This is a genomic window from Nonomuraea sp. NPDC049419 (genome assembly GCF_040676995.1).
GTDB lineage: Bacteria > Actinomycetota > Actinomycetes > Streptosporangiales > Streptosporangiaceae > Nonomuraea > Nonomuraea salmonea.
The window spans coordinates 140,414-160,545 of sequence record NZ_JBFAQB010000010.1 but is presented as its reverse complement, the minus strand read 5'-3'; the positions used below and the strand labels follow the sequence as shown (position 1 = coordinate 160,545).

The following is a 20,132-nucleotide window of genomic DNA, read 5'->3' as shown; positions in this document are numbered from 1 at the left end:
CTCCGTGCGGGCTCAGCCGGGGACGACGACGGCGCGGGTGCGGCCCTGGTGCGCCCATGCCTCGCCGACGCGGCTGAGCGGGTAGGCGGTGTACGGCGCGTCGAAGGTGCCGTCGGCGAACCGGGTGATCATCTGGGGGAACTCGGTGATCATGTCGGCCTTGGAGACCGAGCCGAGCCCGCTGCCGGTGACCCGGAACCGCCGGCTGCGCAGCAGCGCCGCGGGCAGGGCCGCCTCGTTGCCGGCGAGCGAGCCGATCTGCACGTACGAGATCCCCTCGCCGTCCTCGTCGGGGTGGAGACCGGCCAGCGCGCCGAAGGCGGCCTCGGCCACCCAGCCCCACACGAAGTCGAGGATCAGCGTGGGCCGCGTCTCGGCGAGCACGGGGGTGAGCGCGTCCAGGGCCCCGCCCTGGGTGAGCGGGACGGTGAGCGCGCCGCCGCCGGCCAGCGGCTCCAGCGCCGCGCGGTCGCGGCCGGCCGCGATGACCTGCTTGGCGCCGAGCGCCACCGCCGCCCGTACGGCGAGGCCGCCCGACATGCCGGTGGCCCCGAGCACCAGCACGGTGCCGAGCCCGCCGGTCTCCTTGCGGTGGGCGGCCAGCGGCATCCAGCCGGCCGACGCGGGGTTCATGCCGGCGGCGACGGCGAGCGGGTCGGCCCCTTCCGGCACCTCCACCTCGAACGGGGTGACCATCGACTCGGCCATCGTGCCCCAGGGGCCGCGGGCCAGGCCCGTGTAGACGAGCCGCCCGTCCTCGGTCCTGGCGACCGCGTCCACGCCGGGGACGAGGGGGAACGCGTCGCCGCCGCGGTAGTGGCGGCCGGTGGTCATGCCGCGGACGACGTGGTGCAGGCCCGCGCCCACGAGCCGGACGGGCGCGCGGCCCGGCTGGGGCTGCGGCTCGGGGAAGTCCGCGCACACGGGGGTGGCGTCGGGAGAGGTGACAACGGCAGCACGCATGACAGCGCCTCCTGAACTAAGTTCAATTGCGGATGCCGTCAACGGTGCCTGAACTTTGTTAAGGTGTCAACCGTGGCGAAGGGCATCACTCGGGAGCGGATCGTGGCGGCGGCCCTCGACCTGCTCAATGACAAGGGCATGGACGCGCTGACGGTCCGTGCGCTGGCGTCCAGGCTCGGCGTGGGGGCGCCCGCGCTCTACTGGCACGTCCGCAACAAGCAGGAGCTGCTCGACGAGATGAGCACCTTCGTCATGCGCCGGGTGATCCAGGCGCTCGCGGAAATCGATCCCGGCGCGGGGTGGCGTGACGCGATGGCCGCGTACGCGCGTGTCCTGCGCTCCGAATACCTCAAGCACCGCGACGGCGCGCGCATCTTCAGCGGCACCCGCTTCTCCGATCCCTCGGTGGTCACGGCGAAGGATCCGTGGCTGGAGAGCCTGACCGGGGCGGGGTTCTCGCTGGCCGAGGCGGACGACGCGATCGATCTGATCACCGCGTTCGTGGTCGGCTTCGTGATCGAGGAGCAGGAGCGCAACCGGCCGGGCGGCGAGGACTCCGAGCGCTACTCGCTGGAGGGGCGCGACGAGTGGCTGGGGGAGGGCGCCGAGCTGGTCAAGGCCGCCGGGCATCTGCGCGACGACGGTGACCAGCGCTTCGAACGGCAGCTCGGCGTCGTCCTCGACGGGCTGGCGGCCCGGTTGCGCTGATGCCGTTGATGCTCCGTTACGCGCCGTTCAGGCCGAACAGGCGCTCGGCGTTGCGGTGGGTGATCTGCTCCCGCTCGCCGGGGGTGAGGCCGAGCCCGTCGATGAACTCACGCGTGCCGTCGAGCCGCAGGAAGGGGTAGTCCACCGACCAGATCAGCCGGTCCAGCCCCACGACGGCGCGCACGAAGTCGAACTGGGGCCGCTGGTACATGCCGCTCGGCGTGATCCAGACGTGCGAGCGGTAGGTCTCGGTGATCGTCCGCGACAGGCCGGTGTCGCCGGGGGAGAGCACGTCGTCCAGCCGGCTCAGGTAGAAGGGCACCATCTCGCCCCAGTGGCCGCTGACGACCTGCAGGCCGGGGAGGCGGTCGAAGACGCCGGCGAGGATGAGCCGCAGCACGTGGATCCCCGCCTCGTGGTGCCAGCCCCAGCCGGCCAGCGAGAACTCCGCGGTCACCTTGTCGCCGAACCCGGCGTAATACGCCTGCTGGACCTGCGGCACCGGCGCGTACGGGTGCAGGTAGAGCGGCACCCCCAGCGCGGCGATCCGCTCCAGGACCGGCAGGTACGCCGGATCGTCGAGGAACCGGGCGCCCGGGCGCCCCATGATGAGGACGCCGCGCAGGCCGAGGCCGGTCACGGCGCGGTCCAGCTCGTCCACGGCGGCGGCCGGGTCCTGCCACGGCAGCGCCGCGAACCCCTGGATCCGGTCGGGACGGGCGGTGGCCGCCTTCGCCAGCCGGTCGTTGGCCGCCCGGCACAGGGCGAGCCCCCGGTCGCCCGGCACGAGCTGCACCGGGTTGGTCCAGGAGACGATCTGCAGGTCGATGCCGTGTTCGTCCATCAGCTTGACGCGTCCTTCGCCGAGGTCGGCCCCGAGCTCCAACGCCTCGTCGATGTTCACGGCGGGCCGGCGTCCGGGGCCGGGACGCACGGGCGAGTCGCTGCGGCTCTGCAGGCGCATGTACGGCGTCTCGCTGGCGATGGCCGGGCCCGCCGCCGCGGCGATCGCCGGATCGAGCGCGTGTTCTTCGATGCAGATGAGTGTCATGAACCTTCCTTCCGGCCGGCCGTGTGCCAGGCGGTGCCGCTCATCCGGTCACCGCCGGCCTGATGACTTCCTCGGCGAACGCGCGGAAGGTGGTGGGCGTGGTCAGCTCGGCGGTGCGCGGGACGGCGTTGTTGATGCCGCGCTCGCCGGCGAGGTCCATGTCCATCATCGAGCGGGCCATCGCCTCGGAGAAGCCGCTGCTGACGAGGAGTCGCACGACGTCGGCGCGGTCGCCGCGCTCGTAGCGGATGGAGGTGCCGAGCACATCGGTCAGGATGCCGGCGATGTCCTGGTACGACAGGTCCTCGCCGCCGAGGACGTCGACCGAGGCCTGCCCGGTCCAGGTGCGGTCGAGCAGGTAGGTGGCGGCGAGCGCCGCGATGTCCTTCGTCGCCACCCACGGCATCCGGAAGCCGGCCGGCTGGGTGCCGGTGATGAGCCCCTTCTTGATCGTGGCCGTCTGCCTGAGCATGTTGTCCATGAAGGTCGGCAGGGCCAGCGCGCGCACGTGCGCGCCGGTGCTGCGGAACAGGTCCTCCATGGCGTGCGAGGCGGAGACGTGGCCGGCGTACATCTGCGAGCCGCGCCCGAGCGCGGAGACGATCACGACACGTGGCACCGCGTGGCGCACGACGGTGTCCGCGCCGGGGATGGAGGCGGTGACGTATGCCTCGTACGGGCTGCTCGCGGCCGGGAACGTCGGCATGAGCCAGAACAGCGCGTCGGCGCCCTTGAGCGCCTGGTCCAGGACGTCGCGATCCTTGTGCGTCCCGGCGACGACCTCGGCGCGCTCGCGGACCTCCGGAGCCAGCTTGCCGGGATCGCGCACGATGAGGCGGATCGGCTCGTTCTGCTGGAGGAGCGCGGTGACGAGCTGGCTGCTGATTTGCCCGGTCGGAGCGGTAATCACAATCATGGACGATGACTCCAATCGCTGCGGAGAGCAAAGTAAACTCCACTGTACCGTATACTTTGAGGTGAGGGTGGCATGGCCCGACGCGGGCAAGAGTTGCGCGAGCACATCCTGGAGACGGCGAAGTTCGCGTTCCTGGAGGACGGCTTCGAGCGGACCTCGATGGACGCCGTCGCCGCGCGGGCGGGCACGTCCAAGCGGTCCCTGTACGCGCACTTCCCGACCAAGGACGCACTGTTCCACGCGGTCGTGGAACACATCCGCGGCTCGTTCGGCGGCCGGATCCGCACCCCCGCCGCCTACTCCGACGACCCGCGCGAGGCGGTCGCGCGCTACTGCGGGCGGTTCGTCCAGCTCCTGCACTGGTCGGCGGCGGCCAGGATGATCAGGCTCGGCATCGCCGAGGCCGACCGCCTCCCGGATCTGGCGGCCGGCCTCTACGACGTCCTCTTCGGCACCACGGCCGCGGACCTGACGGCGTACCTGACGACCGCCCTGGAGCTCCCGCCCGGCCGGGCGGAGGCGGTGTCCTTCGAACTGTTCGGCCTCGTCCTGCATCCGACGCTGCCGCGCCTGCTGTTCGGCCTGGAGCCCCTCGTGGACGAGCTGCCTGACGAGTCCACGCTGGCCTCCGACGTGGACCTCGACAGGATCAGGCGGCTCCTGCGCGAGGTCCTGCCGGCGGAGGCGTGAGGCTACTGCGCCTGCTGGTCGTACAGGCCGTCCATCATCCGGACGAGCGGGGCCGCGTACGTCGAGCTCTCGCCCTCCTCGCTCGCCGACCCGCCGTACTCCACCTGCCAGTCGCCGGTCGAGGTGTTGCGGATGGAGGTGTGGCTCAGCGTGCCGCCGCTCGCGTTCTCGTCGTACAGGGCCCAGTGGTGGGCGGTGCGCTTGTTCGTCGCCGAGTCGACGCTGACCGTGTCGTCATGCCGCGAGGCGAGGAAGGTGTAGTCCGTGCCCATCTGCGACTGCGGCTGCTTGCCCAGCCAGCTGATGAAGCCGCTGCCGGGACGCATGTCGCTGCACTGCTCGTGGGTGATGGCGCACGCGGTCACCAGCGCGCTGCCGATGCCCTGGTGCGGGGTGGCGAAGGTGACCATGTCCTCGATGTAGAGGAACGGCGGCCAGTCACGGGGCCAGTCGGTGGCGCCGATGTGATCCGGGTCGACGGTCAGCCCGCTGATGTCGGGCGGCGTCTTGCCCACGCCGTACCTGTTGACGCCCTCGATGGCAGCCTTCGCGACGAGGCCGCCCATGGAGTGCGTCACCACGTCGATGGCGATGTCCTTGCTGGAGTACAGGTAGTAGACCGTCCACGCGAACTGGCGGCCGACCTCCTGGATGCGCGTGTCGGTCGTGCCTCTGAGCCTGAGGTCGCAGTTGGTGGCCTTGTTGTAGTAGCCGAAGGTGACGACGTCGCCCCAGCCGTTGCCGTTCAGCAGGTTCCTGGCGCTGTTCCACGCGCCCGAGCAGCTGATGTCCGCCTCGCGGTCGAACCCGTGCACCATGACGGTGACGCGGTGCCCGTCGGCCCGTGCGGGCGCGGCCGACGCGGCCGTTGCGGTGGCGATGAGGGTGGCCGCGACGATGGCCCCGATCAAGGACAGGGATCTGGCTAACTTGTGCATCCACGGTCTCCGTTCCGTTGAGCCGGAGGCAGAGTAACGCGTGGACGATCATGGCGAGCCGCAGTTGAACGCCGGCACCGGCCATGGGAAGGCCCGCCGCCACGGCGGCAGTTGAACACGTCCCCCCCCGCACCAGGCGGGGACGTGCTCAGGGGATCGTGCCGTAGGCCAGCAGGTCCTCCAAATACGCCACGTGCGCCGGGGCGAGCTCCAGCCGGTACGTCTCGCCGTTCGCCGGATCGGTGATCGTCAGCACCGTCCGCGGCGCGTCAGGGCTGCAGTCGCGCACGCCGTCGACCAGTTCCTCCTGGAGGGTGAGGGCCAGCGACTGCGCCGCCGTGTAGGGGGTGTCCATCGGTCAGGAGTCCCGTCTCCGTCCGCTCATTCGGTACGCAGCGCTTCCGCGATCGTCAGGGTGGCCGCCGAGCGGGCGGGCAGGAACGCACCCAGCATGGCGATGGCCACGCCCGCCACGACCAGCGCACCCAGGGCCGCGGCCTGCCAGACGTCGAGCAGGATCGCGGGCGCGTTGAGCCCGACGGCGTCGAGCATGGCCTGCACGATGACCCGGTGCGAGGCCATGCCGATCGGGATGCCGATCAGGCCCCCGATGGCCCCCAGCGCCGCCATGGACGTGATCATCATCAGCGTCACCTGGCGCGGCGTCATGCCGATGGACTTCAGCATGGCGAGGTCGCGGCGGCGCTCGCGGGTGTTGAGCACGACGGTGTTGAAGACGCCCAGGGTCGCGACCGTGCCGAGGAGCAGCGTGAAGAGCGAGGCCGCGCCGATGATGGCCACGCTGTTCTGGTCGACCTGGGACTTGGCCTGCGGATAGAGGCCGGGGTCGGCGGCTTTGACGGCGGCGTTGAAGGTGTCGACGTCGGTGCCGGGGGTGAGCTGCACCTCGTACTGGGTGGCGCGGGCGCCGGGGTCGATCGCGGTCAGCGTGGGCCAGCTCACCATGATCAGGTCGTTGGAGGCGTCCATGACCTCGCCGACGATCGTGGCCTGGGTGCGGGCGGCGCCGAGCGCGATCGTGAGCCGGTCGCCGACGCGCAGCCCGAAGCGTTTCAGGAACGCCGAAGGGGCCGCGACCTCGTTGGGGCCGGAGAAATAGCGGCCCGACACGACCACGTCGCCGCGGGTCGAGGCGTCGCCGCGCAGGAACTGCGCCTTGCTGCGGCTGGTGTGGCCGGGCAGCTGCACGTCGATCCAGGCGTCGGCGGTGACGTAGCGGACGCCGGGCTGGGAGCGCAGCAGCGCCTCGATGGCGGCGTCGTCGAGCTTGGGCCTGACCTGGTCGGGACGTCCGACGTAGACGACGGAGTGGACGTGGCCGACGCGCTGCGCGGTGTCGCCGTACGCGGTCATGGTCTGGAACAGGCCGGTGGCGAGCGTCACCGCGGCCACACCGAGCACGATGGCGGCGAGCGTCAGCGTCGAGCGGCCCGGCCGGGCGAACGGCATCCCCAGCCCGAGGCTCATGCTGCGGGGCAGCCGGGTGCCGGACAGCACGCGCTGGACCGCCTGCCCGCGGCCCGCCCTGGGCGCGCTGCCGGAGCGGATGGTCTCGGCGGCCGACAGCCGGTGCGCGCGCGAGGCCGGGATGAGCGCGGCCAGCACGACCACGGCCGGCACGCCGAGCAGCGCGACGAGGTAGACCCACCAGCTGACGCCCAGGCCGATGGACGCGCCGATGCCGGCGAACACGCGATCGAGCAGCGGCTGCGAGATCAGCGCGCCGAGCCCGGTGCCGACGAGGCACCCGGCGAACCCGGGCAGCAGGACCATGGCCAGATAGACCGCCATGACCTGGTTGGGAGTGAAGCCGAGCGACTTGAGCACGCCGATGTGCCGCTGCCCCGCGACGACGGCGCCGCTGATGACGTTGGCCACGATGAGCACCGCGACCAGCAGCCCGAGCAGCCCGAACCCGGCGAGGAACGGCAGGTAGGAGGTGGCCGCCCTGGAGACGTCCTGCTTGACGGTGAGGTACGGCTGCTGGTTGAGCACGCCGGCCGGCGGCAGGTCGGCGGTGACGTTCGCGGTGGCGGCGCGCACGTCGTTCTCGGTCTCGGCCTTGGTGAACCGGTAGAGCATCTGGGCGGTCGTGGGCTTCATCGCCTGCATCTGCGCGGGCGTGACCCATGCCTCGGCCGTCCTGGTGACGCTGGAGGCCAGGCCCACGATGGTGAAGTTCAGCCCTTCCCTGGTCTGGACGGCGGCGCCGACCATGTCACTGAAGAGCGGCTCGACCGGCCGGTTCACCACGATCTCGCCCGGCTTGGCGGCCCAGCGGCCCGCCCACAGGTCGACCTGGTCCACCGGCCCGCCCGGTCCGGGCCGCCCGACGACCGTGAGCGGTCCCGACGGCAGGCTCTGCCGGGTGTCGGCGACGGTGAGCACGCTCTGTCCGTACGGCCCCGCCGCCGCCTCGACACCCGGCCTGGACGCCGTCTCCGCGAGCCGCGCGTCGGGGACCTCGTCCCGGTCGAAGGTGACCACGACGTGGGGGCCGCGCTGCTCGGCGAAGGTGCGGTCGAACGGCCCCGACGACGCCTCCAGCAGGCCGAGCGCCACGACGATCGCGACCGTGGAGCACAGGACCACCACGGCGAGGATCGTGCTCTGCAGCCGGCGCCGCCGCACCGCGGCCAGCGCGATGCGCATCACCACGTTCATGGGGTCCACTCCAGCGTGCGCTCCGCGGTGACCCGGCCGTCGGCCAGCTCGATCACCCGGCCGGCGCACCGCTCGGCGAGCCGCTCGTCGTGGGTGACCAGCATCAGGGTCTGCCCGATCTGGTGCAGGTCGAGCAGCAGGTCCATGACCTGCTCGCCGGAGTGGCTGTCGAGCGCGCCGGTCGGCTCGTCGGCCAGCAGCACGGCGGGCCGGTTCATCAGCGCGCGGGCGACGGCGACGCGCTGCCGCTCACCGCCGCTCAGCACCGCGGGGTACATGCGGGCGCGGTCGGAGATGCCGAGCTCGTCCAGCAGCTCCATCGCCCGCCTGCGTGCCTGGGCGGCGGGCGTGCCGGTGAGCTGCGCGGCCAGCGCCACGTTGTCCAGCGCGGACAGGTCGTCGAGCAGGTTGAAGAACTGGAAGATCATGCCGATGCGGCGCCGCCTGAACAGCGCGAGCCCGGTCTCGTTCATCCCGGTCAGGTCCTCCCCGTGGACGACGACGCGCCCTGCGGTGGGCCGGTCGAGCCCCGAGATGAGATTGAGCAGGGTCGACTTCCCGCAGCCGGACGGCCCCATCACCGCGACCGCCTCGCCGGCGCGGATCTCCAGCGAGACGCCGCCGAGCGCCACCGTCTCGCCGTATTGCTTGCGTACCTGGTCAAGTTGTACGACGATCTCGGTTCCGGTTGTCATGAGAAGGAGGCTACAAACGGCGCGGGAGGCCGGTCATCCTTCCCCGGATGTAGTTCCGCACCGATGTCATCCTGTGGATGTAGTGCGGATCTCCACGTCGTTTGCCAGGGTGGAACGGTGGGCGGAGTCTGGGCGTACGCCTTGGTCGTCGTCGTGGTGGTGCTGCTGGGAGTGACGCTGGCGCTGAGCGTCGCCCTCGTACGAGCGCAGCGGCGGCACCGCGCGGCCATCGAGGAGCAGGGCAGGTTTCTTGAGCGGGAGAGCGACCGGGCCGCGAGAGCGGCGGTCGACGCCGAGCGGGCGAGGATCGCCAGGGAGCTGCACGACATCGTCAGCCACAACGTCAGCCTCATGGTCGTCCAGGCCAGCGCGGCCCGCGAGGTGATGACCCTGCAGCCGGAGGCGTGCGCGGAGGCGCTGAAGGCGGTCGAGAACGCCGGCCGGTCGGCGATGTCGGAGCTGCGCCACCTGCTCGGCCTGCTCGCCCCCTCGCCCGACGGCGTCGAGGACCCCATGGAGGACGCGCTGGTGCCGTCGCCGAGCCTGAGCGGGCTCAACCCGCTGATCGACCGCTTCGCCTTCGCCGGGCTCACCGTCGAGACGCGCATCCTGGGCGAGCCGAGGCCGCTGCCGCCGGGCATCGACGCGACCGTCTACCGGATCATCCAGGAGGCGCTGACGAACGCGCTCAAGCACGCCGAGCCGGACACGAAGGCCGAGGTGACGATCCGCTACGCCGACAACCAGATCCGCGTGGAGGTGCTCAACACCGGCCCCAGCACGCTCACCGCCGACCAGCCGCCCGAGCGGGGCCGCGACGCCCCGCAGGATCGGCAGCGCAAGGGTGACGACGGGGCCGGGCGCGGCCTGCTGGGGCTGCGCGAACGGGTCGCCGTCTACGGCGGTGACCTCGACGCCAGGCGCCGGCTCGGCGGCGGCTACCGCATCCGCGCCCGGATCCCGCTGAACGCGCCGCAAGCCGGCGACCCGCAAGGCCCGCCCGGCGCGGGCGCCGCACTCCGACAGGACGGCCGATGACCCCCGAGCCCTCGCCCCGCGTGCTGATCGTCGACGACCAGGCGCTCATCAGGACCGGGTTCCGGCTGATCCTCACCACCCGCGGCATCGACGTGGTGGGGGAGGCGGCCGACGGCGTGGAGGCGGTGACGGCCGCGCGGGAGCTGCGGCCGGACGTCGTGCTCATGGACATCCGCATGCCGAACCTCGACGGGCTGGAGGCGGCCAGGCGGGTGCTGGCGCAGGACCCGGACTGCCGGGTGCTCATGCTGACCACGTTCGACCTCGACCGCTACGTCTACGCCGCGCTGGCACTCGGCGCGAGCGGCTTCCTGCTGAAGGACGTCACGCCCGAGCACCTGGCCAACGCCGTGCGGCTGGTCACCACCGGCGACGCCCTGCTGGCCCCGTCGATCACCCGCAGGCTCGTCGAACGCTTCGCCGCGCAGGACCAGGCCGGGGGCGCCACGGCCACGAGCGTGCCCGCCGACCTGGCCGTGCTGACCGCGCGCGAGCTGGAGGTGCTGACGCTGGTGGGGCGCGGGCTGTCCAACGCGGAGCTGGCCGAGGCGCTGACGCTGAGCGAGACCACGGTGAAGACCCACGTCGCGCGCATCTTCACCAAGCTCGGCCTGCGCGACCGCGCCCAGGCCGTGGTGGTCGCCTACGAGAGCGGGCTGATCAGCGCGGGCTCCGCCGGTTAGCCCGCCCGGCCGGCGGCGGCCCCGGCGGTGGCCCCGGCCGCGGGCGCCCGCTGCTCGGCCGGGTGCAGCCGGTTCAGCAGGGGGCCGGTGAGCGCGGTCGTGACGACGGCCATCACGACCATGAGCGCGTAGAGGCGTTCGTCCAGCACGCCGAGCTCCAGCCCGACGCCGAGCACGACCAGCTCCGTCAGCCCGCGCGTGTTCAGCAGCGCCCCGAGGGTGACCGCGCCGCGCGCGTCCAGGCCGCCGATGCGGGCCCCCGCGTACGCGCCGGCGAACTTGGCGGTCACCGCCGTGACCAGGATGACGGCCAGCTCTCCCCACTCGCCCGCGCTCAGCCCCGACAGGTCGATCGTGAGCCCCGCCATCACGAAGTAGACGGGCAGCAGCAGCGTCCCGCACAGCGGCTCGACCCGCCGGATCACGCACGCGCGCACCTCGTCGCCGCCGGACGTGGCCAGCAGCACGCCGAAGAGGAACGCCCCGAAGATGTAGTGCAGCCCCAGCCAGTCGGTGAACGCGGCCGACAGCAGCAGCCCGGCCAGCACGACCGCGAAGAAGAGCCCGCCGCCCGCCTCTCCGCTCCCGCGCAGCCGGGCCGCGCGGCGCAGCAGCGGGCGCACGAGCGTGACCATCACGACGACGTACGGCACGAGCAGCAGCAGCCACCACTGCAGGCGGGCGCCGGTGGCGAGCGCGACCACCAGCGCGAGCAGCGCCCAGGCCAGCACGTCGCAGACGGCCGCGCAGGTCAGCGCGGTCGAGCCCATGCGGGTGCCGGTGAGCCCGCGGTCGGCGATGATCCGCGCGAGGACGGGGAACGCGGTCACCGACATCGCCACCGCGAAGAACAGCACGAACCCGGGGGCCGACCCCCTCTGGTGCCCCGCGAGCAGCGTCGCGGCCAGCAGCGCGCCCAGCGCCAGCGGCACCGCCGTGGCGAACAGCGAGGTCCACACGGTCACCCGGCCGCCGCCCCGCAGCGCGCCCACGTCCAGCTCGGTGCCGACGACGAACATGAACAGCGCCACCCCGACCCCGGCCAGCGCGCTCAGCACCGGCCGCACCTCGACGGGGAAGACCACGGCCGTGACGGCGGGGCTGAGCAGGGTGGGGCCGAGCAGGACGCCGGCCACGATCTCGCCCACGACGGCGGGCTGGCCGAGCCGGCGGGCGAGCCCGCCCATGACCTTCGCCAGCACCACGACGAGTGCGAGATCCAGCAGCAGCATGTGCGTGGGAAACACGGGGAAACCCATTCTCGGAAATGACGCCGCATTGATTGCCGGGCGCCGACTCTATCCGGGTCGCTCGCCGTCCGCCCGCGTTCAACCGGGGTGCGGAGGCGGTTGAACGCGACGTCCGCCGAAAATAGGCTCCGGGCGGCCGCTGAATGCCCTTTCACCGAGGTGTGCCGGCCGGAGACGCCGTCCGGCGACACGGCGGGAAACAACGGTTACCGTGACGGGCATGCTGGTACTGGGGCTCAGTGGAAACTTTTCCGACGGGGACGTCGATCTCGCGTCCCGCATGAACGACGATTTCTTCCACGACGCGGCAGCCTGCCTGATCCGGGACGGCAAAACCATCGCGGCGGTGGAGGAGGAGCGGTTCAACCGCATCAAGAAGACCACCAAATTCCCGACCGAGGCGATTCGCGCCTGCCTTGACCTGGCCGGCGTGACGCCGTCGCAGATCGACGCCGTCGGCCACTATTTCCAGGAGATCTTCGTCGACCGGGCACTGCACGAGCTGTATCTCCAGCACCCGGAAGCGCCCATCCGCTATTCGCGGGAACTCATCACCGACCATCTCGGCGCGGAATTCGGCATCGAACTCCCGGCCGAGCGGCTGGTGTACGCGGAACACCATGTGTCGCACGCCGCGTCCTGTTTCCTGCGCTCGGGAATGAAGGACGCGCTCGTCGTCGTCATGGACGGCCGCGGCGAAATGCATTCGACGACCGTGTTCCGCGGCGGGCGCGGCGGGCTGGAGCCGCTCGCGACGTACGGCATCGACAAGTCGCTCGGGCAGTTCTACGAGGCGGCGACCCATCTGCTCGGTTACCGGATGGGCGACGAGTACAAAGTCATGGGGCTCGCGCCGTACGGCGACGCGAACGTCCACCGCGACATCTTCGACTCCCTCTACACCTTGAGGAGCGGCGGCGACTTCGAATTGCGGCCGATCACCGGCGCGTTCTTCGTCAACGGCTTCGTCCCGCGCAGAAAGGGCCAGGACTTCACCCGCGAGCACATGGACTTCGCGGCGGGCGTGCAGCGCACGCTGGAGCGGATCGCCATGCACGTGCTCGGCTACTGGGCCGACTACACCGGGCTGACGAAGCTGTGCTTCGTCGGCGGCGTCGCGCACAACAGCAGCCTCAACGGCGTGATCCTGCGCTCAGGAAAGTTCGACGAGGTCTTCATCCACCCCGCCGCGCACGACGCCGGCGCCGCCGAGGGCGCCGCGCTCGCCGCCGCCACGCAGCTCGGCGAGGCGCCCGCGCGCCGGTCGCGGCTGTTCAGCGCGAGCCTCGGGCCCGCGCTCGGCGACCATGAGGACGTCCAGCGCGAGCTGGCCTCGTGGGGCGACCTCGTCCTGTGCGAGCGGCCCGCCGACATCGTGGAGTGCGCCGCCGAGCTGCTGGCCGGCGGCGCCGTGCTGGGGTGGGCGCAGGGCCGCTCCGAGTTCGGGCCGCGGGCGCTCGGCAACCGCAGCATCCTCGCCGACGCCCGGCCGGGCGAGAACAAGCACCGCATCAACTCGATGGTGAAGAAGCGGGAGGGCTACCGGCCGTTCGCGCCGGTGGTGACGGAGGAGGCCGCCGACACCTACTTCGAGCTGCCGCCCACCCGCGCCAACTACGACTTCATGTCGTTCGTCGTCCAGGTGCGCGAGGAACGCAGGACGGAGCTCGGCGCGGTCACCCACGTGGACGGCAGCGCCCGGCTGCAGATCGTCACCCAGCAGGCGAACGAGCGCTTCCACCGGCTCGTCCAGCGCTTCGGCGAGCTGACCGGCACCCCCGTGCTGCTGAACACCTCGTTCAACAACAACGCCGAGCCGATCGTGCAGACCGTGCAGGACGCCGTGACCTGCTTCCTCACCACCGAGCTGGACTACCTGGTGATCGAGGACTTCCTGATCAGGCGGCGGTGGGGCCACTGGCTGGGCCTCGACGGCCTGGTGCCCAGGCACCGCCCGGTGACCAGGCTCGCCAAGCGGGTCCGCACCACGCCGGCCGGGCACCGCGACGTCGTGCACGAGATCTCCCTCGACTACACGAACGGGCCGCGCGCGGAGATCTCGCCCGCCGCCTTCGCGGTGCTGGAGGCGGCCGACGGGAAGCGGACCCTGGAGTCGCTGGCCGGCGACGCGGGGGTGAGCGACGACCTGCGCAAGGAGCTCCACCTGCTGTGGCAGGGCAGGTTCTTCGTCCTGGCCCCCACCGGCCCTTAGAGCGGGATGTTGGCGTGGTGCCCCCGGCGTGGTGCGGCCTCGGCGATCACCTTGGCGATGGCCTCGCGGCTCTTCGCCGGGTCGATGACCTCGTCCACCACGCCGAGCCGCACGGCCGCGTCGAGACTGCCGGTCTCCTTCTCGTGCTCGGCGGCCAGGGCCGCCTCGAGCAGCGGGCGCTCCTGCTCCGGCGCGGCGGCCAGGGCCTGGCGGTGCAGGATGCGCACCGCCGACACCGCGCCCATGACCGCCATCCGCGCCGTCGGCCAGGCGAGGACCCGGGTGGCGCCCAGAGCGCGGGAGTTCATCGCGATGTACGCCCCGCCGTACGCCTTGCCCACCATCAGCGTCACCCGGGGGACGCTGGCCTCGGCGAAGGCGTGCAGCAGCTTCGCGCCCCGCCGGACGACGCCGTCCCACTCCTGCTTGACGCCGGGCAGATAGCCGGGGACGTCCACCACGACCACCAGCGGCACCCCGAAGGCGTCGCACATCCGCACGAACCTGGCGGCCTTCTCGGCTGACGCGGCGTCCAGGCAGCCGCCCAGCCGGATCGGGTTGTTGGCCACCACGCCGACCGTGCGCCCGCCGAGCCGGCCGAGCGCGGTGACCACGTTCGGGGCCCAGCGCGGGTGCAGCTCGGCGCCCGGCTCGTCCAGCAGGCCGTCGAGCAGCGGATGCACGTCGTACGCGCGCCTGGGGTTGTCGGGCAGCAGCGCGGCGAAGTCCGTCCCCGCGGTCTCCGGCATGCGCGCGCACCCCTGGTGCCCGAGCAGGCCGGCCAGGCGCCGCGCCGCGGCGACCGCCTGCGCGTCCGTCGCGGTGACCACGTGCGCGACGCCGCTGCGCCGCCCGTGCACGTCGGGGCCGCCGAGCCCGGCCATGTCGACGTCCTCGCCGGTCACCGAGCGCACCACGTCGGGGCCGGTGACGAAGATGCGGCCCTGGCCCGACAGGATGACGACGTCGGTCAGCGCCGGCCCGTACGCGGCGCCGCCCGCCGCGGGCCCGAACACCGCCGAGAGCTGCGGCACGACCCCCGAGGCCCGCGTCATCGCCGCGAACACCAGCCCGACCGCGTGCAGCGAGCCCACGCCCTCGGCCAGGCGGGCGCCGCCGGACTGCCACAGCCCCACGACGGGCACCCGGTCGTGCAGGGCGCGGTCGTAGGCGCGCACGATCCGCTCGCACCCCTCGGCGCCCATCGCGCCGCCCTGGATCCTGGGGTCGCTGGCGAAGGCCACGACGGGCGCGCCGTGGACGCGGCCCACGCCGGCCAGCACGCCGCTGCCGTCAGCGGGCCCCAGCAGGCACAGGCTGGAGCCGTCGAAGAACGACTCCAGCCGGGTACGCGGGTCGCGCGCGTCGGGCACGCGCACCCTGTCGAGATCGTCCAGCACCGGTCCCTACCCCCGGATGAAGGCGACGGCGTCCTTGACCGTGCGCAGCTCCTTGAGGCGATCGTCCGGGATCTCCACCCCGAACTCCTCCTGCGCCGCCAGCGCCACCTCCACCATGGACAGCGAGTCGATGTCCAGGTCGTCCACGAAGCTCCGCTCGGGCGCGACCTCCGCCGCCGGGACGCCGGTGACCTCCTCGATGATCCGCCCCAGCCCGTCGAGGATCTCTTGCTCGGTTGCCGTCATGACAGTGCGCTCCCATCGGTGTTCGGTGTGGACGAGCCGGTCAGGCCGGCTCGGGCCGGGGCACGGCGTTCACCGCCGGCCCGGCGAACTGCGTGCGGTAGAGGTGCGCGTAGAGCCCGCCGGCGGCCAGCAGCTCCTCGTGGCGGCCGCTCTCCCTGATCCGGCCCGCCTCGACGACCAGGATCTGGTCGGCCTCCCTGACCGTGGACAGCCGGTGCGCGATCACCAGCGAGGTCCGCCCGGTCAGCGCGCTCTTGAGCGCGCGCTGGATCGCGGCCTCCGACTCCGAGTCCAGGTGCGCGGTGGCCTCGTCGAGCACGACGATCGGCGGCGACTTGAGCAGCAGCCTGGCCAGGGCGAGGCGCTGCTTCTCACCGCCCGACAGCCGGTAGCCGCGGTCGCCGAGCACCGTGTCCAGGCCGTCGGGCAGGCTCGCCACGACCTCCCAGATCAGCGCCGCCTCGCACGCCTCGACCAGCTCCTTCTCCGTCGCGTCCGGGCGGGCGTAGAGCAGGTTCGCGCGGATGGTGTCGTGGAACATGTGGGCGTCCTGGGTGACGACGCCGACCGCCTCGCGCAGCGACGCCAAGGTCAGGTCCCGTACGTCGTGGCCGCCGATGCGCACGGCCCCTTCCGTGACGTCGTACAGGCGGGGCACGAGCTGGGTGATCGTGGTCTTGCCCGCCCCGGAGGGCCCCACCAGGGCCGTCAGCCCGCCCGCGGGGGCGGTGAAGCTGAGGCCGGACAGCACCAGGCTCTCCTCGCCGCCGTTCCGGCGCAGGGCCGGGGGCTCCAGCGAGGCCAGCGAGACCTCCGCGGCGCCCGGGTAGCGGAAGGAGACCCGGTCGAACACGATGTCCAGGGGGGCGCCCCCGCTCGCCGCCGGCAGCGGCCGTGCTCCCTCGCGGTCCGCGACCAGCGGCTCGAGGTCCAGCACCTCGAAGATGCGGTCGAAGCTGACCAGCGCCGTGAGCGCGTCCACCTGCAGGCTCGACAGCTGGTTGATCGGCCCGTACAGGCGGAACAGCAGCGCGACCATGGCGACGAGCGTGCCGATCTCCAGCGCGCCGCCGATGACCAGGCCGCCGCCGACGCCGTACACCAGGGCCGTGGTGAGCGCGGTGAGCGCGGTGACGACGATGTGGAACAGCTGGCCGTAGACGACGCTCAGCACGCCGACGTCCCTGACGCGGCCCGCCTTCCTCGCGAACAGCGCCTCCTCCTCGGCGGGCCGCCCGTACAGCTTGGCCAGCAGCGCGCCCGCCACGTTGAAGCGCTCGTTCGTCAGCGAGCTCAGCTCCGCGTCGACGTTCATCTCCTCCCTGGCCAGCCGCTGCAGGCGGCGCCCGACGAGCTTGGCGGGCAGCAGGAAGAACGGGATCATCACCAGCGCGGCGAGCGTGATCTGCCACGACAGGTAGAGCATCGTGCCGATCACGATGACGAGCGTGATGACGCCGGAGGTCGCGCGGGTCAGCAGCGAGGTGACCGCCTGCCTGGCGCCCATCACGTCGGTGTTGACGCGGCTCACCAGCGCCCCGGTCTGGGTGCGGGTGAAGAACGCGACCGGCTGCCGCTGCACGCGGGCGAAGACCTCCGAGCGCAGGTCGTAGACCAGGCCCTCGCCGACCTGGCCGGACGAGCGGGCCTCGGCGTACAGCGAGAGCGACTCCAGCAGCGCCAGCCCGACGATCGCCAGGGACAGCGTCAGCACCACCCCGGGCCGGCCCGGCACGATGCCGTCATCGATGATCATCTTCAGCAGCAGCGGCGTCGCCGCGGTGATGGCCGCCGTGAGCATCGTGCTCGTCAGCAGCATCGCCAGCGGCCTGCGGTAGCGCCTGACGTACGGGACGATGCGCCGCACGGTCCCCGGCCTGACCCGCTGTCGGGTGATCGAGTCGTCGTCGAACGACACCTTGGCCATCATTTCCGGACCGCCCACAGTGGCCACGGCCGTGTCCCTCGCTTTCGGCAGGAGATCGGGTCAGTGCTTGTCGAGAAACTCGATGAGCGCGAGATTGACCTCCTCGGGGCGCTCCAGATAGCCCATGTGGCCGCAGTCGCGGATCTCCACGTAGTCGCAGTCCGGGATGCCGTCGGCCACCTCCGCGCACAGGTGCGGCGGGCAGATGAGGTCGTCGGTGAAGGCGATGACCCGGCAGGGCGCGGCGATCGAGCGCAGCCGGTCCCTGCGGTCGCCGACCGGGTCCACCCACGCCTGCCCGCCACCGCCCGCGCCGCCGGCCAGCTCGAAGATCTCCAGCCACGAGGAGACCGCGGCGTCGTTCCTGAGCGTCGCGGGCGACAGCATCTCCATCACCGAGCGGGTCGCCGCGTAGCCGGGCGGCACCGTGACGCCGCTGTCCAGCAGCGCGTGGTCGGCGACGGCCAGCGCGCGCCTGAACACGTCCTCGCGCCCGCGCGTCGCGATCAGCGCCGCGCACCTGACCAGGTCAGGCCGGTCGATCGCCACCTCCTGGGCGATCATCGCGCCGAGGGACGTCCCGACGATCCGGCACGGGCCGAGCGCCAGCGCCTCGATCAGCCCCACGGTGTCGGCGACCATGTCGGCCAGCGCGTACTTGCCCGGCGGCGCGTCGGACGGCGGGATGCCCCGGTTGTCGAAGACGATCGTCTCGTAGCCCGCCCGTTGCAGCGCCGGCGTCTGGTACGTCGTCCAGACGCGCCCGGCCGCCGACGACCCCATGATCATCAGTACGGGCTCTCCCTTGCCGGAGCGCTCGTAGGCGAGTCGGATTCCGTTGGCTTGAACAAAAGGCATGATCCGTCCGCGCTCTTCGTATTCACCACGCCGCATGACGGCGAAAGGCCCCGGTCGAACGCTCACTATGGCAGCGGGGGAGCGGCCCGGCAATGCGCGGATCGGCGGCCGTTCAACTGCCGCCGGGCGTCGGTTGACCACCCCCCGGCGGAAAACCTTGACCCCGGCGCCGCGCATTCCGCTGAATTGAGCGTGCTTTCACGCGGCCATTTCTGAATACGGTGAGGTAATCGAATGCCCGACGGTACGCCGCGGATCAATCTGGTGGACCCCGAACTCTACGCGACGGGCGATCCCTATGTGCAGTGGCGGTGGCTGCGCGCCAACGCGCCCGTTTATTGGCACGAGCCGACGGAGCTTCCCGGTTTCTGGGCGCTGACGGCGTACGCGGACGTGCGCGCCGCCTATCGCGACGCCGAGACGTTCAGCTCGGCCCGCGGAATCCTGCTGCGGCCCGCCGACCACGGCGCCGACCCGGGCGGCGGGCGGACGCTCGCGCTGACCGATCCGCCGCGCCACCGCGACCTCAGGAGGCTGGTCGACGAATGGTTCGCGGTCCGCTCCGTGCGCAGCATGGAAGGCGAGATGCGCGAGGTCACCGGGCGGGTCGTCGACCAGGCCGTCGAGCGCGGGCGCTGCGACTTCGTCGCCGACGTCGCCGCCCGCGTCCCGCTGTACGTGATCTGCAAGATGATGGGCGTGCCGGCCGGGGAGTGGGAGCGGCTCTTCACCCTCACCAGCCAGGCGTTCGGCGCCGGCGACCCGATGGCGCGGCGCTTCGCCCACCTCGAGATCATGGGCTACTTCGAGACGCTGGCGGCGGAAAAGGCCAAGGACCCCGGCGACGACCTGGTCAGCGTGCTCGCCACGGCCACTGTCGAAGGCGCCCCGCTCAGCCCGGACGACGTCATACTCAACTGCGACAACCTGCTGGTCGGCGGCACCGAGAACACCAGGATCGCCGCCTCGGGCGGGATGCTCGCCCTCATGCGCCACCCGGCCCAGTGGCGGCTGCTCCAGGACGACCCCGGCCTGCTGCCCGGCGCGGTCGAGGAGATCCTGCGCTGGACCTCCACCGCCACCCACATCATGCGCACCGCCACCAGGCCCGTGGAGATCCGCGGCCACCGCGTCGAGGCGGGCGACCGGGTGACGCTGTGGCTGCCGTCGGCCAACAGGGACGAGTCCGTCTTCGACGACCCCGACCGCTTCGACGTGCGCCGTCAGCCGAACAGGCACCTGGCGCTCGGCTTCGGCGAGCACTTCTGCCTCGGCAGCGTGCTCGCCCGGATGGAGCTGCGGCTGCTCTACGAGGAGATTCTCGGCCGCTCCCTGCGCGTGGAGCCCGACGGCGAGCCGACGATGCTCAGCTCCATCGTGGTGAACGGGCCCGAGCGGCTGCCGGTGACCTTCGCCCCCGGCCGGCCCGCTCCCGCGGTGTTCAACTGACGCGGAAACGCGGTTGAGCGGTCACGGCACTGTTGCGCGCCCGCCGAACGGCTCCCTTTACTACGAATGACGATCCAGCAGAGAAAGGACCGTGTGGTGACGAATCCGTTCGACGATCCGGACGCCGAATTCCTGGTTCTGGTGAACGACGAGGGGCAGCACTCGTTGTGGCCCGTTTTCATCGATGTGCCAGAGGGCTGGACCTCCGTTTTCGGTAAGGCGAGCCGCGAGGAGTGCCTGGCCTACATCGAGAAGTCCTGGACCGATATGCGGCCGAAGAGCCTGATCGCCGCCATGGAAGGAAAGTAGGCTCGCCCCGTTCGCGCGGCCGGCGTCCGGCCGCGCGACGCCGAGCAGGACGCCGCCGCCCGATGCGCACGGTCCGGGCGCTTTTTTTGAATCCTCTTGTTTTGCGCTGCGAAT

General features: G+C 71.9%; 19 protein-coding genes. 7 read left to right on the top strand and 12 right to left on the bottom strand.

The window, feature by feature from the left end:
- Positions 1–12 precede the first annotated feature (12 nt).
- Positions 13–963, bottom strand: a complete 951-nt coding sequence (locus AB0K12_RS27735) for a zinc-binding alcohol dehydrogenase family protein (protein WP_364567159.1) — start codon at positions 961–963, stop codon at positions 13–15.
- A 72-nt stretch (positions 964–1,035) separates the two neighbouring features.
- Here AB0K12_RS27735 and AB0K12_RS27730 point away from each other — a divergent pair, with 72 nt between their 5' ends.
- Positions 1,036–1,671, top strand: a complete 636-nt coding sequence (locus AB0K12_RS27730) for a TetR/AcrR family transcriptional regulator C-terminal domain-containing protein (protein ID WP_364567157.1) — start codon at positions 1,036–1,038, stop codon at positions 1,669–1,671.
- Between the two features lie 16 nt (positions 1,672–1,687).
- Here the strand turns inward: AB0K12_RS27730 and AB0K12_RS27725 are convergent, their stop codons facing one another.
- Together AB0K12_RS27725 and AB0K12_RS27720 are read right to left on the bottom strand one after the other, a co-directional pair.
- Positions 1,688–2,722, bottom strand: coding sequence for an amidohydrolase family protein (locus AB0K12_RS27725; RefSeq protein ID WP_364567154.1), 1,035 nt, complete (start codon positions 2,720–2,722; stop codon positions 1,688–1,690).
- A gap of 40 nt (positions 2,723–2,762) precedes the next feature.
- Positions 2,763–3,638 carry an NAD(P)H-binding protein gene (locus AB0K12_RS27720; RefSeq protein WP_364567151.1) on the bottom strand — a complete coding sequence of 292 codons (876 nt, stop codon included), beginning with the start codon at positions 3,636–3,638 and terminating at the stop codon, positions 2,763–2,765.
- 72 nt (positions 3,639–3,710) lie between these two features.
- On the opposite strand from AB0K12_RS27720, the gene AB0K12_RS27715 reads away from it, so the two are divergent.
- The gene (locus AB0K12_RS27715; RefSeq protein ID WP_364567148.1) at positions 3,711–4,328 is read left to right on the top strand and encodes a TetR/AcrR family transcriptional regulator; all 618 of its coding nucleotides are present in this window, start codon (positions 3,711–3,713) and stop codon (positions 4,326–4,328) included.
- Between the two features lie 2 nt (positions 4,329–4,330).
- Here AB0K12_RS27715 and AB0K12_RS27710 read toward each other — a convergent pair whose 3' ends face one another.
- From AB0K12_RS27710 to AB0K12_RS27695, 4 genes are all read right to left on the bottom strand, one after another.
- A complete protein-coding gene (locus AB0K12_RS27710; RefSeq protein ID WP_364567145.1) occupies positions 4,331–5,266 on the bottom strand; it encodes a hypothetical protein in 936 nt (311 codons plus the stop codon).
- Between the two features lie 148 nt (positions 5,267–5,414).
- Positions 5,415–5,621 (bottom strand): hypothetical protein, encoded by a 207-nt coding sequence (locus tag AB0K12_RS27705; protein ID WP_364567142.1) that lies wholly within the window; start codon positions 5,619–5,621, stop codon positions 5,415–5,417.
- Between the two features lie 26 nt (positions 5,622–5,647).
- The gene (locus AB0K12_RS27700; protein ID WP_364567139.1) at positions 5,648–7,951 is read right to left on the bottom strand and encodes an FtsX-like permease family protein; all 2,304 of its coding nucleotides are present in this window, start codon (positions 7,949–7,951) and stop codon (positions 5,648–5,650) included.
- On the bottom strand, positions 7,948–8,646 hold the full coding sequence (locus AB0K12_RS27695; RefSeq protein WP_345385093.1) for an ABC transporter ATP-binding protein: 699 nt from the start codon (positions 8,644–8,646) through the stop codon (positions 7,948–7,950). The genes AB0K12_RS27700 and AB0K12_RS27695 overlap by 4 nt, the downstream gene beginning before the upstream one ends.
- Before the next feature lie 117 nt (positions 8,647–8,763).
- Between AB0K12_RS27695 and AB0K12_RS27690 the strand changes: the two genes are divergently transcribed.
- Both AB0K12_RS27690 and AB0K12_RS27685 read left to right on the top strand, forming a co-directional pair.
- Positions 8,764–9,684, top strand: coding sequence for a histidine kinase (locus AB0K12_RS27690; protein ID WP_364567134.1), 921 nt, complete (start codon positions 8,764–8,766; stop codon positions 9,682–9,684).
- The gene (locus AB0K12_RS27685) at positions 9,681–10,367 is read left to right on the top strand and encodes a response regulator transcription factor (protein ID WP_345385091.1); all 687 of its coding nucleotides are present in this window, start codon (positions 9,681–9,683) and stop codon (positions 10,365–10,367) included. Before AB0K12_RS27690 ends, AB0K12_RS27685 begins: the two co-directional genes overlap by 4 nt.
- Here the strand turns inward: AB0K12_RS27685 and AB0K12_RS27680 are convergent.
- Complete coding sequence (locus AB0K12_RS27680) at positions 10,364–11,614, bottom strand: cation:proton antiporter (protein ID WP_364567131.1); 1,251 nt, start codon at positions 11,612–11,614, stop codon at positions 10,364–10,366. The two genes, AB0K12_RS27685 and AB0K12_RS27680, sit on opposite strands and share 4 nt — an antisense overlap.
- Before the next feature lie 283 nt (positions 11,615–11,897).
- Between AB0K12_RS27680 and AB0K12_RS27675 the strand changes: the two genes are divergently transcribed.
- The gene (locus AB0K12_RS27675) at positions 11,898–13,829 is read left to right on the top strand and encodes a carbamoyltransferase C-terminal domain-containing protein (RefSeq protein ID WP_364567128.1); all 1,932 of its coding nucleotides are present in this window, start codon (positions 11,898–11,900) and stop codon (positions 13,827–13,829) included.
- On the opposite strand, the gene AB0K12_RS27670 is transcribed toward AB0K12_RS27675, so the two are convergent.
- Genes AB0K12_RS27670 through AB0K12_RS27655 form a run of 4 tightly spaced genes read right to left on the bottom strand, consistent with a single transcriptional unit; the run spans position 13,826 to position 18,260 of the window.
- Positions 13,826–15,229 (bottom strand): carboxyl transferase domain-containing protein, encoded by a 1,404-nt coding sequence (locus tag AB0K12_RS27670; protein WP_364567125.1) that lies wholly within the window; start codon positions 15,227–15,229, stop codon positions 13,826–13,828. The genes AB0K12_RS27675 and AB0K12_RS27670 overlap by 4 nt on opposite strands.
- Positions 15,230–15,235: 6 nt before the next feature.
- Positions 15,236–15,475, bottom strand: coding sequence for an acyl carrier protein (locus tag AB0K12_RS27665; RefSeq protein WP_345385088.1), 240 nt, complete (start codon positions 15,473–15,475; stop codon positions 15,236–15,238).
- A 40-nt stretch (positions 15,476–15,515) separates the two neighbouring features.
- The gene (locus tag AB0K12_RS27660) at positions 15,516–17,405 is read right to left on the bottom strand and encodes an ABC transporter ATP-binding protein (RefSeq protein ID WP_364567513.1); all 1,890 of its coding nucleotides are present in this window, start codon (positions 17,403–17,405) and stop codon (positions 15,516–15,518) included.
- 57 nt (positions 17,406–17,462) lie between these two features.
- Complete coding sequence (locus AB0K12_RS27655) at positions 17,463–18,260, bottom strand: alpha/beta hydrolase (protein WP_364567121.1); 798 nt, start codon at positions 18,258–18,260, stop codon at positions 17,463–17,465.
- Positions 18,261–18,494: 234 nt separating this feature from the next.
- Here AB0K12_RS27655 and AB0K12_RS27650 point away from each other — a divergent pair, with 234 nt between their 5' ends.
- Both AB0K12_RS27650 and AB0K12_RS27645 read left to right on the top strand, forming a co-directional pair.
- On the top strand, positions 18,495–19,709 hold the full coding sequence (locus AB0K12_RS27650) for a cytochrome P450 (RefSeq protein ID WP_364567117.1): 1,215 nt from the start codon (positions 18,495–18,497) through the stop codon (positions 19,707–19,709).
- 96 nt (positions 19,710–19,805) lie between these two features.
- Positions 19,806–20,018 carry an MbtH family protein gene (locus tag AB0K12_RS27645; protein WP_345385085.1) on the top strand — a complete coding sequence of 71 codons (213 nt, stop codon included), beginning with the start codon at positions 19,806–19,808 and terminating at the stop codon, positions 20,016–20,018.
- Positions 20,019–20,132 lie beyond the last annotated feature (114 nt).

Coding starts and splice junctions, on each gene's coding strand:
- AB0K12_RS27685 (WP_345385091.1), top strand. CDS start 9,681: ATGACCCCCGAGCCCTCGCCCCGCGTGCTGATCGTCGACGACCAGGCG.
- AB0K12_RS27655 (WP_364567121.1), bottom strand. CDS start 18,260: ATGCCTTTTGTTCAAGCCAACGGAATCCGACTCGCCTACGAGCGCTCC.
- AB0K12_RS27695 (WP_345385093.1), bottom strand. CDS start 8,646: ATGACAACCGGAACCGAGATCGTCGTACAACTTGACCAGGTACGCAAG.
- AB0K12_RS27675 (WP_364567128.1), top strand. CDS start 11,898: ATGAACGACGATTTCTTCCACGACGCGGCAGCCTGCCTGATCCGGGAC.
- AB0K12_RS27710 (WP_364567145.1), bottom strand. CDS start 5,266: ATGCACAAGTTAGCCAGATCCCTGTCCTTGATCGGGGCCATCGTCGCG.
- AB0K12_RS27665 (WP_345385088.1), bottom strand. CDS start 15,475: ATGACGGCAACCGAGCAAGAGATCCTCGACGGGCTGGGGCGGATCATC.
- AB0K12_RS27650 (WP_364567117.1), top strand. CDS start 18,495: ATGCCCGACGGTACGCCGCGGATCAATCTGGTGGACCCCGAACTCTAC.
- AB0K12_RS27735 (WP_364567159.1), bottom strand. CDS start 963: ATGCGTGCTGCCGTTGTCACCTCTCCCGACGCCACCCCCGTGTGCGCG.
- AB0K12_RS27725 (WP_364567154.1), bottom strand. CDS start 2,722: ATGACACTCATCTGCATCGAAGAACACGCGCTCGATCCGGCGATCGCC.
- AB0K12_RS27700 (WP_364567139.1), bottom strand. CDS start 7,951: ATGAACGTGGTGATGCGCATCGCGCTGGCCGCGGTGCGGCGGCGCCGG.
- AB0K12_RS27660 (WP_364567513.1), bottom strand. CDS start 17,405: ATGATGGCCAAGGTGTCGTTCGACGACGACTCGATCACCCGACAGCGG.
- AB0K12_RS27720 (WP_364567151.1), bottom strand. CDS start 3,638: ATGATTGTGATTACCGCTCCGACCGGGCAAATCAGCAGCCAGCTCGTC.
- AB0K12_RS27705 (WP_364567142.1), bottom strand. CDS start 5,621: ATGGACACCCCCTACACGGCGGCGCAGTCGCTGGCCCTCACCCTCCAG.
- AB0K12_RS27715 (WP_364567148.1), top strand. CDS start 3,711: ATGGCCCGACGCGGGCAAGAGTTGCGCGAGCACATCCTGGAGACGGCG.